The organism is Microbulbifer taiwanensis (assembly GCF_014904815.1).
Classification (GTDB): domain Bacteria; phylum Pseudomonadota; class Gammaproteobacteria; order Pseudomonadales; family Cellvibrionaceae; genus Microbulbifer; species Microbulbifer taiwanensis.
Window position 1 is genome coordinate 1 of sequence record NZ_JACZFR010000095.1, and the last position, 1419, is coordinate 1419.

Below are 1419 nucleotides of genomic sequence, written 5' to 3' on the forward strand. Positions count from 1 at the left end.
AACACTCAGAGGTCGCACTCGTCTATTGGGTATGTATCACCGCATGAATTTGAGTGTAAAATCAATTGCTAACAACATGGTGTGTGCAAAATCGGGTTAAGTCCCTTCCGGCCCTGCGGGCCTCCACCGGACAGCTTACTTTGTGCACTTTATGCGCAAGTCGCTTCGCTCCTATTTTCGCGCATAAAGCGCCCAAAGTAAGCTGCCGCTGCTCGCGGCGTTAAGCGTTATCGAGATCAAGATGCCAATTATTGAAGATGATGTAAAAAATGCAGTAGCGAATTTTCTCGAAGGTGAAGGCTACGTGGGCGTAGACAAAAAATTAGGAACAAGAAGAGGCTATGACGTAGAGGGCGTACACCCATCTACTAAGAGACGGCTCGTCATTGAATGCAAAGGTGAAGCCCAAAATGGGAGTCAGCATAAGCGATCGTGGGAGAATGTCGCAGGAGCAATGCTCACGTCATTAAGAGAGATGGAGAATTCAGAATTAGATCATGATGTAGGTATGGCATTCCCAGACACACCAGAATACCAGGGAAGATTGGAGGTTTTAGAAGATTTCTGCCGTCGTTCTAAACTTTTCGTGTTCTGGGTCTGTAGTAACGGGAAGGTCCGCACATGGTAGCCCCGCTTAAAAAACAGCGGCAGGGCGACAGCCAACGCTACACACCTTTTGTGTTACTCGCTGGCGCTCAAACATTAACACAAAATGCGCTCCGCGCTGTCTGCGCCTGCGCTGGGCGTTAACTGTAAAGTAGACAGAATGAATAAATATATAGTTGCTCTTTTAATGATGCTGATTTTCGCTAACGTCAATGCAGCAACTCCCAGGGAGAAGGAGGTTCCAGGGATAAAGGAAAATCTCTCTATCCCGGTTCCGGATGGTGAAAGTTTTTCAAACGTGAGGGCGCTGTGGCTTCAACGAGTACAAGAAAAATGTAAATTTAAAGAGTTTAAGATTATTCGGTATGCGGAGCGGAATGAGATGTATGGAGATGCGCTTTCACTGAATCCGGCAACCGGAAAGTACGAGGCTCCAAAGTTCCCAGCGTCGGTTTCAGGAGTTTACCTGTGCCTCGAAAGCAGTTAACAAGGCCGGGCAATTCGCTCCGGGCCTGCGGCCATCCGCGGGACAGCTTACCTTGCGCACGTTATGCGCGGGTCGCTGCGCTCCCATTTTCGCGCAAAACGCGCACAAGGTAAGCTGCCCCTGCCGGCGGCGTTCAGGCTGTAGAAAAACTCTTAAGAATAAGCTTTTTTGGTAAAATTTGGCCATCAATGGGAGGGGATATGCCAAATTTCAAGAAATACAGTTACAGCCAGGACGCAATGGTCGTCATTAACTTTGAGGACCAGCTTCAACCCGGCACTTTCGAGTTCACACTCCACCAATTGATCGATAATCATATCGTTCTT

Annotated in this window: 2 protein-coding genes and 1 pseudogene; all 3 read left to right on the top strand. The window is 48.2% G+C overall.

Annotation, left to right across the window (positions count from 1 at the left end; genetic code table 11):
* Positions 1–241: 241 nt before the first annotated feature.
* Positions 242–628 carry a hypothetical protein gene (locus IG627_RS20615; protein WP_193195192.1) on the top strand — a complete coding sequence of 129 codons (387 nt, stop codon included), beginning with the start codon at positions 242–244 and terminating at the stop codon, positions 626–628.
* 138 nt (positions 629–766) lie between these two features.
* Complete coding sequence (locus tag IG627_RS20620; RefSeq protein WP_193195194.1) at positions 767–1093, top strand: hypothetical protein; 327 nt, start codon at positions 767–769, stop codon at positions 1091–1093.
* Between the two features lie 200 nt (positions 1094–1293).
* Positions 1294–1419 (top strand): annotated as a pseudogene (locus tag IG627_RS21365) (transposase); the annotation flags it as partial.